Raw genomic sequence first — 16,287 nt, 5'->3', positions numbered from 1 at the left:
AGGTCAGACGATCTCGGACTCACGGGGGACGGCGTCCGGAGGGCGCCAACGCGACCGCGAAAACAGTCTCGAACCTGAAGGACCTAAATTCCCTGGCCGCAGGATCGAATGTCGTGTTCGCAGTGATGGGTGACGGCACCGTCCAAGGTTGGAAAGCCTGTTCGCGTCCGGCGGGGGACCGTAGCCGAGTGGGTCGGCGGTGTCAGCACGACGTCAGCCTTCCTGCCTACGGCTCTAAAGGTCTAGGGCTGTCTCCAACTGCGAAACGAATTTACCGGTTGCGTCGATCTTTACCCCAGCCTGTCCGAAGCCATTGATCGCTTGGCGAATGTCGCCGTAGCTCGCACAGCGCGTACGACTATCCTCGGGGAGGCCCAATAGATCAAAGAGTTGTAGCCGCATGACCGCTATCGACAGCCTCGCCACCAGGCTCATGTGGACTGGATCTGGGCGTTGCTGCCGGTCCGGGTGCTTCAATTCGTTGTTCGTGTTGGCAATCGCTTTCGCTATCCCCAGCGCAGGCCCGATCGAACTGAAGTCGATTCCGGCTGCACCAAGACAGCGTTCGATTTGCTTGAACAGTGGAATGTTGCCGGCACGGTGTCCATCGCGGTAGTACCCCATGGCGTCGAGTGCAAGAACGGTCATTAGGACCTGTGGTTCGAGAAAGCGAGATGCACCGTTTATCACTTCCACGACAGGTTCTATGGCTCGGCGAAGAACAGGGTCTTGGTAGAGGTCCAGCCACTTGCGCAGGCCCCTTTCCCCAAGATCCCTTAGGCTGAACATGGGCAGGGCGACATCAGTGCGAGAAGGCTCCGGTTGCTCTGAGTCTTCGACTGTCCTCCTGAGTAACACGGAGCAGGGCTCGTGCATCCGACTGGATCCATCGAGCATCCATAGCGGGAACTGCTCGTCGAGGATGTGGTGACCACGCCAGTACAGCTTTTTCCCGTTTGCCATGATCAACAGTGCCCTGATCGGCCACTGGGCTATCAGATGAGCATCAGCTGTCGCACCATCCGACGACGTTGTCTCAATAACCGCCTCGGTGTTCGCGGCGAAACTTTGGCCCTGCGTTGAAGTCCAAGGGGTTCTTGGCCGGATCGTGTACTGGAAATCTCCGTGGTCAAACTGGACCCTGTCCTTCGACTCGACCACGACCGTCACTCGATGACCGTGTTCGCTTTGCTCAACTTCGGATGCCACGGAACTGAACGATGCGAAGTCATCCAGCCCGTCAATTCTCGACGTCAGGGTCTTGAATTGGTACTCCGGTTTCAACTCCCGCGGTAGACCGAAGACGGCTACGTTGGAGCGGAGGCGGCCCAAAGCATAAGTATTTCCGGTCACACTTCTTACTTTTAGCCCTGTCAGAGTGACCGTGCCGAGATTGTCCTTAAAAATGAGCGATTCCGGGGGTCGTTCCTGAAACCACTGTTCAGTGTGGGAGAACTGCACCTCACGTTCAACGTAAGGTACGGAAAGGACCGGTCCCACACGATGCTCATAACTGAGGCTGCAGGATTGGTAAGGCGTATCGTTGCCGTCGATGAGCTGACCGGTTCGAAGGTCATCAGGAGAAAGACTGTTGGCCATGCCTTGACCCTAATCCAATAAGAGAGCATGAGCGGCGCATGGGCCGAGGCCGTGTCGACTATCACCTAGGATGAGCTGGGAGTTTGCGGCGTGAGGGGAGATAGCGGTCGGTGGGGGAATTGAACGCGCAGCAACTGAAGCTGTTGGAGAGGTTTGTGCTGCGGGCCCGCATTGTTCAAGACCATTCTCTGGCGCGCGATATTGAGGACCTGAGAAAACAGGCTGACACCACGTTCAAATTCGTATTTACGCGCAAGCCGGCAACCGGCGAAACGAGCGTCAATTTGAAGCCTGTGGATCTGATCCCCACTGAGCAGTTGGAATCAGCAGCGGCCAGGGTTAGGCCGATTTTTCTCAAGAGCGACAAGGTGCATTATGACAGCGTCCTGGATACGGTGAACGCTGCCTTAAAGGGCCGCTCAGGGGCCGGCGACTTGGTGGCAAAGGCCAAGGAGCTCCGCACCAGCTTTCGACAGGCCGACCCCGACTACCCTTCGGGTAAACCAGAATCAGACTGGGACGGAAGTGCCCTGTCAAACAAACAACTCTCCGGCGCATGGCTGTACGGTCACTTGCTCCATGAAGACGCTGTTCGGCGTTCGTACAGCGGACTGATGCCCTTGGAAGAGATCTATCTGTCAGCTATGCGAACAGTCTGTTCCGAGATGCTTACCACCGTCGAAACCCTTCATCTGATCGAGCAGCTGCAGGTGAAGGGTTGGCTGGAGCTACGGGAAAGCCTCTTCACCGACGAAGTCACGGTGACTGCAACTTCTTGGGTTCAACCCGGACAGGTCCGAGCATTCACGGCTCCCGTTGGGACCGCTCTCCCTGACAACTTTGGAATGGACGATCTGGAGAGCCACGGGTGGAAGGATGCGGCCGAGGAATTGCTGCCGAGGGCTGATGAGGGCAACTGAGACTGGGATGGGTCCTTCAGCCCATGCCGACGAGATGTCCGTTCGCACCAATTGCCGGAGATCCCGTGAATCCCCCTTCTGCGGAAGGCGTGCGGCTAACAAGAGAGGATTCCCCGGTGCGTATCCTCATGCGCACGCTATGTTGAACGCATCACTGATAGGGATGCAAAGACGTGGAAGGCGTGATCTAGCGGGCCAGGCATTCGTCAAATCTTCTTACAAGTACTCATGGCACGAATGGATGGACTCAATGTCCTAGCGTTGAAGTTTCCCGTAGTCCGACCGGGCAGCGGCCGGCGCGAAGCCATGGTAGTTCCGAGCGCTCAGGTGGTAGATCGGTGGCCATGGGCTGCCGACCTGGATCTGTGTCGGATCAGGGGAGATCAATAGGACGGCACCTTCCCAGATCTCCTCGGGAAGAGCTTCCATCCAGGCCCGCTGAACGTGGTCGAATTGGTTCCAGCGCAACGTCACCCACGTGCCGGTCGGTTCGACTGACTCAATGGCCAGAACTGTGACTTCAGTGGTCGTTCCCATCTGACGCCTAGTCAACTCGAGCCGTTGCCACTGTTCAATTGCTTGTGCGGTCCACCGTTTCGCCCGACGCTCTCGGACGACCCAGATTGCGGCCACTGCCCCTGCAAAGACGAGGGATAGAACAACCTGCAGCCATAGGTAGGGAGACGCTGGGGTCGTCAAGAGCGCGGATGCGCTGAACGCAAAGCAGAGGACCGCAGAGGCAGTGGCAACTAACAGCCAGCCCGTCAGTACTTTTGGCTTCACGAATGGATTAGTGTTCATTTGCACCGCCCAATAACCACCCAATATTAGCTCCCAAGGTCTACTGGCTGAACAGTGGTGGCAGCGCGGGAGGTTCCATTTGGGATCCCGGAAGTTGTCGAGTCGTTCGTCTCAGGCGACCCAGCAGCCACAGCTGAGACCAAGGAGTGGACCCTCGAGCGTTCCGTGGACTGCAATGCGTCGGCCGCGGCCGGCTTGGGTCCGAGCGGAAGCGTCTCGCTGTCGATATCCCAGCGGTCCCGGTATCTGGCTACCTCCCGGATGAGGCCATGCCACGTCTGCGGAGCGATCCGTCCCGGAAGTGAAGCCCGGAGAGTTTCCTTCCACCTGGTGTCGTCGGCTAGTGCGGCGCGAGCGATGTTCCGATTTCGCTGGCCAATACAATGCTCGACTTCCTCCAGCAAGAGGCTGATGTCTTCCCGGGGAGATATCGAAGAGGCTGCCGCGGTGGAGTCCGACGGCCAACCTCGTTGCGCTACGTCGAGGAGCCGAGACCGGATGCCAGACGCCGGGTCATCGCCAGCCCCGAATTGAAGTCCTTCGACGAATACTTGCTCCGCAGCCGAGGGGTCCACCGCTGAGGCCTGCCTCCACGCCGAAACAATGGCGCCCAACTCCGCGGATTCCCGCAACCTCTCCAAAGCGTCAGGTGAGTGGGCGCTGATGAGCCGAGCGACGTCGTCGTCCGCGGCAATCTGCAGGAGGTAGTCCCGCTCGGCCATGAGCTGGCTCAGCGAGTTGGCCTTGGCAGCCTCAGCGGCTCGGATTTCGTGGGCCGTGTGTTCGGCGCCTTCGGCCGCGAGGACTTGACTGAGGATCTGCTGCCAGTCCGGCAGAGTTGAGGGATCGATGGCGTGGTGGTCGCGAGGGTCTAGTTCGCAGACGTAAGCGGTGTTGGATTGGCGTCCGCGGGTCATCGAGACGTAGAAGAGTTCGCGGGTCAGTCGTCCTTCGGAGACGAGGGCGTGCCCGGTATCGACAGTGATTCCCTGCGAGCGGTGGGCTGTCGTGGCGTAGCCGAGCTCGGCGGACTCGGTGAGGTAGCGGCCGCTCAGAGTGATGGTGGCGCCGGTGTCCAGCCTGATGCCCGTGACGGATCCGTCGGCGGCTGGCGCATGCGTGATCGTGATGAGTGTGCCGTTGCGGATGAAGTCGCCGGTGTAGTCCGTGAGGCGGCGGTCGTTGCGCCTGGCCAAGATTCTGTCGCCGCGGCCGGCGTGGAGTCCATCACTCAGCAGGACGGCCGACTCCGGGTCGACTCGGCCGGTGGCGACTTGGTCAGCCTGGGCGCGTTCGTTGAGCAGTGCCACGGTGTCGTTATCGGGCGCGATCAGGATGGAAGTCCGGCCGGCCTGGACATCATTGTTCCACCGGTCGTAGGCTGCATCGACCATGGCGTCGTATGTGCCGGAGCGGATCCGTCCGTGGCTGTTGTAGTCCTGAATTGCCTGGCAGTCACCCGATCTGAGTTTGAGGGAGCTCTGACGCTCCCAAGGCTGAGCGAAGCGCCAGATCGTTGTCAGCTGCGCGGCCTTGCCAGTGCGATCGAGCCACCCGAGCATGCCACCGGCATCAATCGCGTCCAGCTGGGCGGGGTCGCCGACAATGACGAGTTTGGCCCCGGCAGCCTCTACTTGGTCGACGAGGGCCGCAAGATGGTGGGTTGGGACCATGGACGCTTCGTCGACAATGACGAGCTGGCCGGGCCGGAACTGCCATCTGGATTGGGTCGCGGCGAGGGCGCAGAGCTGCTGGGCCAGCCTTCGAAGGTAGCGCGTGGACCTCCTGTCAGTCCCGGCGGTAGGGAGGGCATCCAGATACCGTTGCTCGGACTCGAAGTATCTTTCGGCGCGCAGCGTGGCGCCGGGGCCGGTGGATTCGTAAAGCCATTTGGTGACGTTGTCGGTTGCCAAGTCGAGTTCGTGGCCGAGGACGTCGGCTGAGGCCGCAGCAGGGGCCAGACCGATGACACTTCCCGGCCCATAGCGTTGTTCCCAGAGACTCTTCACGGCGGACATAGTGGTGGTCTTGCCGGTTCCGGCTGGCCCCACGACGGCGTCCAGCCTCCGACCGCTTGCCAGGATGATGGCTGCGGCGTCGAGCTGATCCGGCCACAAACCGCCGCTGCTCGAGTTTGTGAACCCGGTGAGTCCATAGAGTGCGGACGGGTCCAGTTTGGGTGCATCCGTCGACTGATGGGCGGCCATGACGCGGGCCTCGTTGGCCAGCGTGGACAGGTCGGTATAGAGGTGGCCAGCGGGCCAGTCGAAGACACTGTGCCCGTTGAAGGCGACGTCGGGTGCGGCGGAGGTCGCCGGGCCGTAGCGGAACTCGTTCAGGGGAACGGATTGTGCTTCGGCAGACGTTGCGACAGCGTCCATGATCTGTCGACGGTCTTCCGGGCTGGCGCAGCGGACTTCGAGGCAGATTCGTTCCGCTTCGGCGAGCAGGTTCCACCGATTCCAGGTCGCTCGCCTGCCTGCCACAGCCTGTTCCACGAGCCGGCCGGTGGCCTGGATCCAGGCGATGCTTAGGTCAGATTCGTGCAGAGGGGCTGTACGTGAGCGGTCGACAGTTTCGGCGATGACCCGCTCGGCGTCGAACCCTTTGGCCGCCGCGCGGCTCCGCCATTCCTCGGTCCTGGTGGAGAGCGGAACGATGCGGTCGGGTTTGGCCGTGCGGGTCGAGAGCGTGGCCTGCTGCCGAAGCCGGATCTTGGTGGTTGCCGTTGGTTCGTGGCCGTGGGCCTGGGCCCATTCATGAACAAGCCGGTCAGTTTCGACGTCGATGAGCCGCGTCCGGCTCGAGAACTCGCGGATCAGCTCGTCCTCGACGCCGGTGAGCTCGAGTTTGGGGTTGTGTTCGGCTTTCCCAGGCCGGCGGACGTCGGCGTCAGTGCCGAGGTCGCGCTTGAGTTCGTCAAACAGCAGACCGTTGTAGTGTTCGCTCGCCGCGACCGTGGCCTTGTAGAGCGTGCGTGAGTCCAAGGTGCCCCAAGCGCCGTCGGAGATGCGCTGGACGCGGTTGGCGATGACGACGTGAGTATGGAGTTGGGGATCGCCTGTTCGGGACTCCCAATGATCGAAGGAGGCCGCGATCGCACCGCGGACGCTGAGTCGGGCGACGCCGTTGTGGCCGGCTCGGGTGTGGATTGCAGTTTGCTCCAACCAAGCCATGGTTGCATCGAGTGCTGCGTGGTGGGCCTGCAGGATCCTGTCCTTGTCGGTGCTGCCGGCCAGCGCCCACAGCACTGAAATCGACTTCGGGACACTGAACGTGAGGTCAAAACCCGCGACTGCTGGGCGTCGACTGGACGGCGTCGGGCGCAAATCATGTGGATCTCGCTGCGTGTGCCTCCTCAGGGCCTCTCCGGTCGTCGGATTTTCTGCCCGTTCAAAGAGTGCTTGCGCGGCCGACGGAGTGATGGTGGCGCCCGGTTCGACGCCGATGCCGGCCAGTCCTGTTCCTAGCCATCTGCCCTGCGGGTTGCTGGATTGGGTGTAGTAGTCGGTCAGACTTCGTGTGGCAACGTCAGCCCGCAGAGTCGTCTTGAGCAAGTACTTCACCCCGGATTCACCGGACAGCCTGGCAATCGAAACAGTCATGGGTCTGCCCTCCTCATGCTCCATCCCCGGCGAGCGAAGACGTCGGTGACTTGTTTCCCAAGGTGGGCGCCCGCCGTCGTTGTCGCTATCGACACCAACCGGGCGGCCAGTACTTGGAGATCACCCACGTCCTGGCGGTGGCGTTGGCGCAGCGACGAGTTCTCGCTCGGGAGAGTGCGGACACGTTCAGCCAGTGCATTCGACATGATGACGGCTCGATCGGTTGTCACCGCCGCCTCGTTTAGCCGGTCGTAGGAGATTGCAAGTTCCTGGTCGTGATTGGCAGTGATTCTTTGCAGTCTTCGCTCGTAGCTCGCGTGGAGGCGTGAGATCTCGGCGCGATGCTCGGACAGCGTACCGGCATCCTGGACGGCGGAACGGAGGGGGAGTGGCTCGTGGGCGAGCGGGAGATTGTGCGTCCGCCCTCGGCGCGCGGCTCGGTACCGGCGCTGCCGTTGTCGATTCGCGCAGCCGGGTGTGCAGAATGTCTGTCCTCGGCGGACGGGCGAGAAGCTGGCAAGGCATTCCGGGCATTTTTGGTCGTTCACACCCGTCCATGGGCTCCAGGGTGTGAGTCGGCATGACTGGGCGTTAGGCGGTTCGTTACGGGCGCATCAAGATGCCAGAGGTGTGAGGCGCTTTGTCGGCGTGCGCGTGGGCGTTGGGTGGCGGCGTCGTAAGGCTGTCTGTAGCGGGCGGACGCGGACTAATGGCACACCTGTGGGGAAGTCGCTGGGCGACTTTATGCCTGGGGGAGTGGAGCCGTGATTTGGCTGGAACATAAGGAAAGACCGTCGACGGCGGGTCGACGGTCTTGGGTTAGTGCCGCGTTTGTTGAATCTAGGGAACGCTGTGCCGGGTGGGCTGTTCGCTGGCGTCATTCTGGAGCGACAACGCCAGCCGTTCGATTTCGAGTGGATTGAATCCTGACCAGTGGTGATGATCGTCCACCACCACGACCGGTGCTTGTGAGTATCCGAGGTCTTGTACGTACTCCAGGGCAGTCTCGCTGGTGGTGAGATCCACTGTCGAGTATTCGACGCCTGCCCTGTCGAAGCTGAAGCAGGTCATGCGGCATTGCTGGCAGTTCGGCTTGCTGTAGATGACGATGTGCACTGTGCTCACCCTTCTGGGAAAACCACGCGATCAGATATCTGCGGTCAGAGCTGCCGGTATGCCTGGGTTTTGCTTCGGGCCCACCCCGACACGAGCCCGCAGCTGAGCATCTCTTTCATCAGCTGGGCGAGGCGGTACCCGGGATCGAAGGACAGGCCGAGATCCATGAAGTCGGCTGCCGTGGATCCTCTGCCTTTCCACCACGCGATGCAGCCCAGCAACGTCAGCGGTGCTGCTGCATGCTGCGGGGAAGCGATAGAAAACAGTCGCAGAAGGAGTCGTTCCGCAGCGTCGATGCGATCCCATCGGGGCGCGCTGTCGGACTGGCCGAACAGCAGAAGTCCCATTGGGAGATCAAGCCCGGGCATATCGGCGATAAGCCTGTCCCGGAGCCCGGGAAATTGTAGAATCGCCAGAAGCTCTGCCCGCTGTGCCGGCGTCGGATCATTCCCGCCTTCAAGCAGGAGGTTCCACAGCGCCCGAGCTTGTGCCATCTGCACGGTGGCACTTCGCGAGGAGATCATCTTTTTATTTGTCTCCACGTCGATTTCAAATTTAGGCGTCGGCATGCGCTGGGGAAGTGCCAGCGACAGACCGCTTTGTACCTGGCTGCCACGGAAAACCAGTTCCGCATTGATGCAGCTCGACTGGACAGCATCCAGCGGGACTTCCGGGCCGTAGGACGCTGTGTGCGGCTGGTATTCAGCGAATGATGAGGGCCCTACGATCCAGCCTGCACGGATTGGCATGCCGGAATGTGACAGTTGTTGTGCGACTTCGTGGATGTTCGGCCGGAGAAATTCCCGTCGTTGGGCTGTCCACGGTGCGTCGGTGAAGATGGCAAACACTGTTGCTGTCGCGTCGGCGTCGGTTCCGAGATGGCCGGCGACGCTCTGGGCATAGATCTTTGCATGTTCCGAGTTGGAGGGCAGGTCCAGCCGCAGTGTGGCGCCCATGCGGTTGGTTTGCAGCGAGATGCAGACCAAGCTCTCGTGTGGCCAATAGCCTAGGCTGTGCCCGATCAAGCTGATCAAGTCAGCCGCGGTGGTGATGTGAAGCGTTTCCATGGTGGTCTCCTCCTGTTTTGCGTTGCCGGTGTGTTTGGCCGTCTGCTCTTGTGGAGTCTTCTGGTATAGGAGATCACCGCTGGGTTTAAGGGCCCGGAGGGCAACCTGGGGGACCGGGCAGGAGGAGGGAATTCTTGCGAGGAAATAAGCGACGGAGGAGCGCCGAGGAAGAATTCTTGGGGGAATGCCCGGCGCGGAGCGCCCGGGTTGCGTGAAGGGACCGCCCAGCGATGATTGGGGACCAGAAGGCACCGCTGATGATTGGCATGACTCTGAGAGTGGTCATGTCCGAATCTCCGGCGAGTACTCGGCCGGATTCTCGCGGAGCCTCTGCTCATCCTGCTCACGCCTGTCCGGATGCGCGTGAGGGGCGTCTTGTGGTCATTGGCCCTGTATGTGCGAGATGTCCGGCTCACTACCGTCATTTCTCTCGACCCAGGCCAGGAAGTCTTCGAGGGACATGAAGTTGTAGAAGTCGCAGTACAGAAGTTTCTGCTTCACATGCGTGTGGATACCCGGTGGCGTCAGGTTCGTTTCATCGCCACCGTTGTGCGGGGAAGCTTCCGCGACACGGTGTCCGCATGGCTCTCCGGGCAGCGGCCTGTAATTGTGTGCGTGCGCTGAGGGCGCTGCTTCATACATCCCTGAGGGTGCGACAATTCTGTTCATGCGTCCTGCGCCCTTTGGCTCATGGGGGCGTGGATTGCTGCGTTGTCTGCTCACGTTCCACGTCGTCGTATCCAGCGTGTTTGTACCTTCCCTTCGTTCCTCCATGCGATTGTTTGGGGCGGCGGACATGACAGACGCTGGGTAAATGGAATGGCTCACGAAGGCAGGTGTGTCGGTGACGGTCGAAAAGTGAGCCACTTGCTCCGAAGGATTGAACGGGTGATCACAGTGGAAGATTGGTCGCTGATTCGGCGGTTGCATCTGGGCGAGGGTGAATCGGTGAGGTCGATATCGGCGCCGCTGGGTGTCTTGAGGAATACCGTCGCGGGGACGGTGGCATCCGGGAGTCCGCCGAAGTATGAGCGGGCGGCCGGGGATTCCGCGATCCAGGCCATGGAGCCGAAAATCCGGGCGCTGTTGAAGGACAATCCCAGGATGCCTGCAACGGTGATCGCCGAGCGCGAGCGACTCCACGAAATTTCTGAGGCCCCTCTCGCGGTCCGGAGGGGCCTCGAATAACTTATGCCCTGATCAGTCTGCCTGGGTGGCGGTCTTGAGGGCCTGCATGACGCGGACGTGGGCGTTCGGGGAAATACCGTCGATCGGCCCGAAGGATGATGGTCCATTTTGCCATGCCTGTCCGGAGGCGTCCCATGGTCAATTGATTCACAGTCGTGTCGATACCCGCCATCACGAGCCGCGTTTCATGGCTCCCGTGTTGGTGGGGACGGCGGCCGGTTCCTACGCCGCCTCCCAGACAAACGGCTTGCATTCGTATGGGTGCGCCGAAGGCGCGACTTCAGGTGAGGCTTGTGGGCACGTCTCTTGGATAGGTGCGGGTGGGATGTGCGGCGCACGCCAGTGCGGCAGCCAGGAGTACCGCAGAGACATTTTTGCACGGGCGTGCCCGGTGGCGGGAGAAGGTCGTCATCTCTGCTGTCTTGAATGGTTACCGGGAGCTCAGGTGCCCGGGATGATGATCTGGTAGATGGTTACGTATGGTGCTATCAAGCCCGGTGCGATGAAACGTCAGAACTTGCGAATTCCTGAAAGGTAACTGCGGATGAGCTGACAGAGGCCTCGCAGCGGCCATTTTTCACCGGTCTTGTGTAGAGGGCCGGTTGCAGGCCATGGCGAGGGCGCCCGCGTGGTGCCCGGCCAGCGTCCATGGCCCAGTAACGCCCCGGTAACGCCACTGCGCTACATTCGTGTCATCAGGTTGCAGATCTGTCAAAAGGCAATGAAGGTAACTTTGGAGATAACCAATGTCGGGTCTTTGTGTTAGTTTTGGCCTAAATCGAGTAAATCCACGGTTTTATTCAGGTTGGCATGGATCACTTCGGGCTTGTGAAAGTGATGCCCGCGATATGGAGAGTATTGCGGCAGCTCAGGGCTTTAGGACAATAAGACTGACCACTAAGCAGTGCACGCGCAAAGCCTTGGGGGAGCTATTCTCCACTGCGGCACAGGAATTAGTTGCGGGAGATATATTTCTGTTTACATTCTCGGGGCATGGCGGTCAGTTGCGTGATCTGAATTCCGAGGAAAAGGATGCCTTAGACGAGACCCTATGTCTTTACGACGGACAATGGCTCGACGATGAGACCCGTGCGGCCCTTCGCGGTTTCCGGCGAGGGGTACGCGTGCTATTTATTACGGATTGCTGTAATTCTGGAACCACGTCGCGAGCGCCTATGGCTCGAGCGCGGATGGCTCCTGGCATCAAGAGTCGGGGGATGCCTACTTGGGTCGCCGAGCGCACATACGCGTCACGTAAAGCTTTCTACAACGGGAAACTATCAAAAGCTCGGCAGCAACTAGAAGAGCCTTTACGAGCAACGTTTATAGGGCTAGGGGGAAGCGTCGACGGTGAGACGGCAGCAGATGGAGTTTCCAACGGCCGTTTTACGGCTGCACTGAAGTCGGTGTGGCGAAATGGAACATTCAAGGGAGGCTATGAGTCATTTTTTTCTCAAATACAGAATGCGCTTGTTCCTAGTCAGACTCCGAGCTATCAGGGTGAAGGACCTCGCCGGAGGGCCTTCGAGTCGCAAATTCCATTTTCTATTGAAGGAAGAATAGCCGTGAATCCCCAAATAAAGGAAGCGCCGGGCCCCGCCCAAGCAAAGGAAGCGCCGGGCCCCGCCCAAGCAAAGGAAGCGCCGAGCTCCATCAATACATGGGGTCGGAGTGCGCCAGGAGTCGCGAAGGCGGCCGATTCAAGGACGGCAGCACAGGAGAATCCCAGTGCCGGTGACTATGTGGCATCAAAAACTGAGCCAAACCAACTTTTTCTATTCGATGGGGAAACACTTGAATCGATATCCCCCGAACAGGCTTCCTCCGAACTCACTCAAGACGATGTAAAATTTTTCAGTCCTCTTGTTTTAGCCAGTTATCCAAAAAGTAATGATCGCGGCCCTGGTGATCAGACATTTTATCTCTATAGTGACCTTCGATCCGGCCATTTGCTGGAAAGCTGGGGATGGTTTGATGGGAACCAATATCTCATGCGGACAATAACGCAGGCAACCACATGGTTCGGTGGATGGCGCGCAGGAGTCACGGCACTTTTGGTGCGGGAAAACGGGACCATCATACCGAGTGTGGAGATTAGGACCAGATATGGATGCGATGGCCGCGCCTTTGGCAGTGGAATGAGGGACGAGACGGAGTCTTGGGAGATCTCACCCGATGTCATCGATGAAGTGGATCATGTTATTTTTCTTCATTATTGGGATCCGAAAGCTGGCCTCATCGATTCCATAGTCCAGGCGGCAGAGACGATTTGGGAACTTGTTAAGACAATTCTGGATGCGTATGACGCCTATGAAGAAGTAAGTGCTGGAGGCGATGTCGTTTAATTCACCCGACTTTAGCTTTGATGCCTAGTATAAGGTGCGCTTTCCTTAACATGGACGGTGCTGATTAGCGACGCAGTTTAATGGATCTCCGTAGTTGGTCGCGAATTAGGGCTCGTGTCTCTAAAGCACATCGCTGGCGACAGGAGCCCTGGCGGCGCTTATTTCTCGTGCCACGTCTCGGCCACGGGCGATCCTCAAATGTCCCGACCACCGTTCCCTGTCATCTCGACAAGTGCCGGATCCACACTAAAAGCACCAGGGAATCCAGAGCGGGGTCATTGGGAACCGGCACTGGCAGCGGTTCCGTCAGATTTTCGTCGCCGACTCGGTTGCAGTCATCTGGTTCAACCGCCGTCTCCTTCGACTGCTCCGACTGCTCCGTGAAGCCACCGCCGAGACCTCTATTACCTTTTCGTAGCCCGTTCCCGGCCATTGTGTCTCGCCCGAGGAACCTTCTCGTATTTGCACTGCAGCGGTGGCGGAACTTCTCTGCTGCTTCGGACGCACCGGGATCGTCCTGAAGTCCACGATCGACATCGAGAAACGCCGATAACAGCGCATCTGCCGCGTGTCAGATTGAGCTCTACGATCCCCAATTGCGGGCGTCAACAAATACGGCATGCAACCCTAGCCTGACGTGATTCCTGGCCCCCACCTGACGTTCGGTTGACGTATACCTCAAGCAACTGCACGCGTGCGATTGCTTGGCGGGAATCACTTGACAGAACCTTGCCCGTGGTCCCCCAGCGCCACGCGGCAGCAACATGGACTCCAGATCAATCCTGTAGCCCCTACCGCGAGTGCAGAAGGCCACTGCGTACGCGAGCCGTGCGTTCGGCTACGCGAAACATGGCACGAACATGGACTTTTCCCTTATCTTTTCTATGTGAGTGTCCTAGTCGACGCTCCTGCGACACTCGACAAGTCAAGGGATTCGGCCGATGGACGAGCAAGATTACCTTATGACCCTGCTGGAACTATATGGCGAACCAGATGGTCCAGGGGACCAATGGACCCCGGCGCAGCAGGCATGGCATCAGGCGCGCAACCAACAGCTGGGAATTTCAAATGCGCCTCCTTCGAAGGATGCTTTGCTCGATTTCAGGGAAAGCTACATACGCAACTATCTCCTCGCTCCAATTCTCGAGACGCTAGACCCAGCGGAGCGAATGCGAATTGACAACGTACCCATTGCCTTTGCAAACTTACGGACCCTGAACGCCGAAACAAGGCTGGCCCCCAACGGAAAACCTGTGATCCTGCTGAACCAAGGCGTGGCGTCGCTTGTATCGTACTGGTGGGAAATGAAGGCGGCATTGAATCACATTCGCAAGAAGAGTGGGCCTAAAGCTTCCGAAAGCCACCTCTTGGAGTCGTACTCGTTTCTACTCCTCTTCTACGCCAACAACGGGCAGGCCTCCTACCCACGATCGTTCGAAGGCATCACAGAGGAGGAGATGCACGTGGTGCTCATCCACAGCATTCGCACCGAGATCTTCATTCTCGCCCATGAAGTTCAACATGTACTTCTCAACCATCTGCGGCCTGAGCTCGATCAAGGGCAAAACGAATCCGAAGAGATGAGCCGCCGTGGCCGCCAAGAGCTTGACGCGGACCGTTTCGGCATGCTCACCTATCTCAACGCGTGGACGATGACTCCTTGGTTCTCGGGGAGCCTCAGTACCACTGACCTCCTCGTGCCGATGGACTACTTCACGCTACGTCACCTTATCGAGAGGAACCCCGAAATCGGGCCCAGCGCCGCGGTGCCCTCAGGCCATCCAAGCGCTGAAGTGCGCGCAAAGGCACTACTAGCTCCGTACTTCACTAGCAATAATCCGATTCACGAGACAATTAAGGATGAATTGCGCGATTGGATGCGTTATTTCTTAAGCGTCCCAAATCTTGTGGAACATTTTACCGAAATTTCCCGTCACCTGCATCTATTTGAAACGAACGGAGAGGAGAAGCCATGACCAGAGTACCCGCATTAGGAGTGTCGATCTCGCCGGCTTTGAGCAAGGCTGATGGAGAAGAATTACTCCAAGTTCTTGAGGAGAAGTACGAGTTTGGCCCCGTCGGGAAGAATCTATCCGGTGAGTGGACGGAACTAGTAGGGATGGCCAAAGACATCGCCGCAGTTCTGGGAGCTACAAATGCTGGGCTAACAATGGCTCTTCAAATCATCGAATGGCGTAAAAAATTGCTCAATAGGGGCAAGCGATCGCCTGTCCAGCTTCGGGCAGGAGGTACGATTCTGGACCTGTCCGACGCCACTGACGCCCAGGTCAAAGAATGGTTCTCAGCGGAACTTCGCGCCAGAGGAGCTCGGGAGGATTGACCGCGGGCTACTCTCGCTTTGAGCGGTCCGGCGCTCCTTAGGTGCGGTTGCAATCGCGGCTTCCTAGGCGTGTCGAAGACGGCATCCCACTCGCTCAATTCACTGTCGACGATATCGAGGCCGAGCTCGCCAGGCTGACCAGCAAGGGGGCTCTCCGTGGTTGGTGGTGAATTCGGGCTCGTGTCTTTAGACGCGGAGGGCCCGTAGCCCTGTTGTGATGGATGTTCTTGACGCATTCATCGATGACAGGACTACGAGTCTTGACCGAGCTTACTTCCCGGTGCGCTGATGCTGCCACCGCCATTTTCAACCTGCCGGACTACCGTGTTCTTGAAACAGAGATTCTGGGCTTCGGACAGCGCCGGATCCACGTCGAGAGCACCGTCGAATCCGGGTGCCCGGACTGCGGTGTGATCGGCACCCGCCGGCATTCACGGCGCCGCCAGCGGGTCCGCGATATTCCCGTCGCCGGACCTGTGGAGGTCATCTGGTCCAAGCGCCGGTATTTCTGCGATGAATCAGAATGCCCGCGCGGAACCTTCTTCGAAGCCACCCTCGAGGTCCCGCGCCGTGCCCCGCTCCACCCGCCGGCTGCGGGGAACATGCTCGTCTCCGCTGTCATTGATTCCGGCCGCGCCGCCACGGAGACCGCCGCCGCGCACGGGGTTTCGTGGTGGCTGGTCCAGCGGGCCCTGAACATGGCGGCAACCAGGCTGCCGGACGTGGACCGGCTGCGGCCGCGGATGCTGGGCATCGACGAACACCGGTTCCGGTCCGTCCGGTTAAACCACATATCGCACTGCATCGCCTGGCCCGGTTCACGGACCAGCCGGTCCACCGGATCTGCCGGCATATACTCGGGCCGGAGTCCACGGACCTTGTCCCGGAACAAGGATGCAGAGCCCGTCCAGCCCACGCGTTCGGCCAGTACCGAGGCCGGCATCGTCGGCGTCACCGCCAACAAGGCCCGCACCCGCGGCGCGTAACCATCAAAGCTCGAACCGGCCGGCTTCCGCTCATACTGCGGCGACCGCTCCGCCTCCAACGCCCGGTCCACCGTCCCCCGGGAAACCCCGAGCTGTTTAGCCAGCTCCCTCTTGGAGATTTTCTCCGTCGCGTATCGGTGGCCTATCTGCGGCCAAACATCCAATGTGATCACCTTCCATAAGGTCAGTGGCCTCATTTTCAGTTGGCGTTTTTGCCCTATTTTCGGTTGGCGTCAACAGACGGGGACATCTGTAACGGTCCAGTAACGTTCCCTAGTTAGAGTTCATCCATCAGATGGCGTGAGTTGGCGTTCCTGCC

At 59.4% G+C, this 16,287-nt stretch carries 11 protein-coding genes; 6 read left to right on the top strand and 5 right to left on the bottom strand.

Annotated features, from left to right (window positions below):
- Positions 1-234: 234 nt before the first annotated feature.
- Positions 235-1,599, bottom strand: a complete 1,365-nt coding sequence (locus tag MRBLAR12_RS23400; protein ID WP_364748896.1) for a hypothetical protein — start codon at positions 1,597-1,599, stop codon at positions 235-237.
- Positions 1,600-1,709: 110 nt separating this feature from the next.
- On the opposite strand from MRBLAR12_RS23400, the gene MRBLAR12_RS23395 reads away from it, so the two are divergent.
- Complete coding sequence (locus MRBLAR12_RS23395) at positions 1,710-2,519, top strand: hypothetical protein (RefSeq protein ID WP_364748893.1); 810 nt, start codon at positions 1,710-1,712, stop codon at positions 2,517-2,519.
- A 255-nt stretch (positions 2,520-2,774) separates the two neighbouring features.
- On the opposite strand, the gene MRBLAR12_RS23390 is transcribed toward MRBLAR12_RS23395, so the two are convergent.
- The 4 genes from MRBLAR12_RS23390 to MRBLAR12_RS23375 all read right to left on the bottom strand — a co-directional run bounded on the left by MRBLAR12_RS23390 (position 2,775) and on the right by MRBLAR12_RS23375 (position 9,108).
- Positions 2,775-3,056 carry a hypothetical protein gene (locus MRBLAR12_RS23390; RefSeq protein ID WP_364748890.1) on the bottom strand — a complete coding sequence of 94 codons (282 nt, stop codon included), beginning with the start codon at positions 3,054-3,056 and terminating at the stop codon, positions 2,775-2,777.
- Between the two features lie 290 nt (positions 3,057-3,346).
- Entirely contained in the window at positions 3,347-6,925 is a 3,579-nt protein-coding gene (gene mobF, locus MRBLAR12_RS23385) for a MobF family relaxase (RefSeq protein ID WP_364748888.1), read from the bottom strand.
- An 840-nt stretch (positions 6,926-7,765) separates the two neighbouring features.
- Positions 7,766-8,050 carry a glutaredoxin domain-containing protein gene (locus MRBLAR12_RS23380; RefSeq protein WP_364748885.1) on the bottom strand — a complete coding sequence of 95 codons (285 nt, stop codon included), beginning with the start codon at positions 8,048-8,050 and terminating at the stop codon, positions 7,766-7,768.
- A 35-nt stretch (positions 8,051-8,085) separates the two neighbouring features.
- A complete protein-coding gene (locus tag MRBLAR12_RS23375) occupies positions 8,086-9,108 on the bottom strand; it encodes a DUF4192 domain-containing protein (protein ID WP_364748883.1) in 1,023 nt (340 codons plus the stop codon).
- A gap of 888 nt (positions 9,109-9,996) precedes the next feature.
- On the opposite strand from MRBLAR12_RS23375, the gene MRBLAR12_RS23370 reads away from it, so the two are divergent.
- The 5 genes from MRBLAR12_RS23370 to MRBLAR12_RS23350 all read left to right on the top strand — a co-directional run bounded on the left by MRBLAR12_RS23370 (position 9,997) and on the right by MRBLAR12_RS23350 (position 15,968).
- On the top strand, positions 9,997-10,296 hold the full coding sequence (locus MRBLAR12_RS23370; protein ID WP_364748880.1) for a hypothetical protein: 300 nt from the start codon (positions 9,997-9,999) through the stop codon (positions 10,294-10,296).
- Positions 10,297-11,042: 746 nt separating this feature from the next.
- On the top strand, positions 11,043-12,641 hold the full coding sequence (locus tag MRBLAR12_RS23365; protein ID WP_364748877.1) for a caspase family protein: 1,599 nt from the start codon (positions 11,043-11,045) through the stop codon (positions 12,639-12,641).
- Between the two features lie 941 nt (positions 12,642-13,582).
- On the top strand, positions 13,583-14,617 hold the full coding sequence (locus MRBLAR12_RS23360; RefSeq protein ID WP_364748874.1) for a hypothetical protein: 1,035 nt from the start codon (positions 13,583-13,585) through the stop codon (positions 14,615-14,617).
- Positions 14,614-14,982, top strand: coding sequence for a hypothetical protein (locus tag MRBLAR12_RS23355; RefSeq protein WP_364748872.1), 369 nt, complete (start codon positions 14,614-14,616; stop codon positions 14,980-14,982). Before MRBLAR12_RS23360 ends, MRBLAR12_RS23355 begins: the two co-directional genes overlap by 4 nt.
- Before the next feature lie 260 nt (positions 14,983-15,242).
- On the top strand, positions 15,243-15,968 hold the full coding sequence (locus tag MRBLAR12_RS23350) for a transposase family protein (protein ID WP_364748869.1): 726 nt from the start codon (positions 15,243-15,245) through the stop codon (positions 15,966-15,968).
- Positions 15,969-16,287: the final 319 nt, after the last annotated feature.

It is taken from the genome of Arthrobacter sp. LAR12-1-1.1 (assembly GCF_040676555.1).
Taxonomy (GTDB): Bacteria; Actinomycetota; Actinomycetes; order Actinomycetales; family Micrococcaceae; genus Arthrobacter.
Note: the sequence above shows the minus strand (reverse complement) of the source record. Positions and strands in the feature narration are given on the sequence as shown.

Coding starts and splice junctions, on each gene's coding strand:
- MRBLAR12_RS23400 (WP_364748896.1), bottom strand. CDS start 1,599: ATGGCCAACAGTCTTTCTCCTGATGACCTTCGAACCGGTCAGCTCATC.
- MRBLAR12_RS23390 (WP_364748890.1), bottom strand. CDS start 3,056: ATGGGAACGACCACTGAAGTCACAGTTCTGGCCATTGAGTCAGTCGAA.
- mobF (WP_364748888.1), bottom strand. CDS start 6,925: ATGACTGTTTCGATTGCCAGGCTGTCCGGTGAATCCGGGGTGAAGTAC.
- MRBLAR12_RS23375 (WP_364748883.1), bottom strand. CDS start 9,108: ATGGAAACGCTTCACATCACCACCGCGGCTGACTTGATCAGCTTGATC.
- MRBLAR12_RS23365 (WP_364748877.1), top strand. CDS start 11,043: ATGTCGGGTCTTTGTGTTAGTTTTGGCCTAAATCGAGTAAATCCACGG.
- MRBLAR12_RS23360 (WP_364748874.1), top strand. CDS start 13,583: ATGGACGAGCAAGATTACCTTATGACCCTGCTGGAACTATATGGCGAA.
- MRBLAR12_RS23355 (WP_364748872.1), top strand. CDS start 14,614: ATGACCAGAGTACCCGCATTAGGAGTGTCGATCTCGCCGGCTTTGAGC.